Annotated in this window: 1 rRNA gene (running past one end of the window); it reads right to left on the bottom strand. The window is 52.4% G+C overall.

Annotation, left to right across the window (positions count from 1 at the left end):
• Positions 1–1,454 (bottom strand): 23S ribosomal RNA (locus tag PO903_RS05730); it reaches 1,525 nt to the left of the window's first position.

The following is a 1,454-nucleotide window of genomic DNA, read 5'->3' as shown; positions in this document are numbered from 1 at the left end:
CAGCCTCACTGCTTGAACGGACATCCATCAGTCCGCGTCACTATCCTCCTGCGTCATCCCATTGCTCATAACGGCTTTCGGTGGTACAGGAATTTCAACCTGTTGTCCGTCGACTACGCCTTTCGGCCTCGCCTTAGGTCCCGACTTACCCTGAGAGGACGAGCCTTCCTCAGGAATCCTTGGGTTTTCGGCGGATCAGATTCTCACTGATCTTTTCGTTACTCATACCGGCATTCTCACTTGAATGAGGTCCAGCGCTCCTTGCGGTACACCTTCAATCTTCATTCAACGCTCCCCTACCCCTGATACAAAGTATCAAGCCATAGCTTCGGTGGTGTGTTTAGCCCCGTTACATTTTCGGCGCAAAGTCACTCGACCAGTGAGCTATTACGCACTCTTTCAATGGTGGCTGCTTCTAAGCCAACATCCTGGTTGTCTGTGCAACTTCACATCCTTTCCCACTTAACACACACTTGGGGACCTTAGCTGATGGTCTGGGCTGTTTCCCTTTCGACAATGGATCTTAGCACTCACTGTCTGACTCCCGGAATAAAGTCTGTGGCATTCGGAGTTTGACTGAACTTGGTAACCCTTGCGGGCCCCGCATCCAATCAGTGCTCTACCTCCACGACTCAACTTCCGAGGCTAGCCCTAAAGCTATTTCGGGGAGAACCAGCTATCTCCAGGTTCGATTGGAATTTCTCCGCTACCCCCACCTCATCCCCGCACTTTTCAACGTGCGTGGGTTCGGGCCTCCAGTACGTGTTACCGTACCTTCACCCTGGACAGGGGTAGATCACCTGGTTTCGGGTCTACGTCCACGTACTCAGTCGCCCTATTCAGACTCGCTTTCGCTGCGGCTCCGGCTTTTCACCTTAACCTTGCACGGGAACGTAACTCGCCGGTTCATTCTACAAAAGGCACGCCATCACCCATTCATAGGGCTCTGACTTTTTGTAAGCACACGGTTTCAGGTTCTATTTCACTCCCCTTCCGGGGTCCTTTTCACCTTTCCCTCACGGTACTGCTTCACTATCGGTCGCTAGGGAGTATTTAGCCTTACCAGATGGTCCTGGCAGATTCATACGGGGTTTCACGTGCCCCGCACTACTCGGGATCCGTCTCGGAGAGAATGAGATTTAAGCTACAGGGCTTTCACCTTGTCTTGCGGGCCTTTCCAGACCTCTTCGCCTACCTCATTCCTTTGTAACTCCAAAGAGACGTCCCACAACCCCAAGAAGCAAGCTTCTTGGTTTGGGCTGTTCCGCGTTCGCTCGCCGCTACTGACGGAATCACTCTTGTTTTCTTTTCCTGAGGGTACTTAGATGTTTCAGTTCCCCTCGTCTGCCTCTGCACACCCTATGTATTCAGGTGTGAGTAACTGGAGATGAATCCAGTTAGGTTTCCCCATTCGGACATCCCCGGATCACAGCTTGCTTACAGCTCCCCGAGGC

The sequence above is a fragment of the Paenibacillus sp. PK4536 genome, assembly GCF_028594455.2.
Lineage (GTDB): Bacteria > Bacillota > Bacilli > Paenibacillales > Paenibacillaceae > Saccharibacillus > Saccharibacillus nuruki.
The sequence above is the reverse complement of the archived record's forward strand: the minus strand, read 5'-3'. Positions and strand labels throughout refer to the sequence as shown.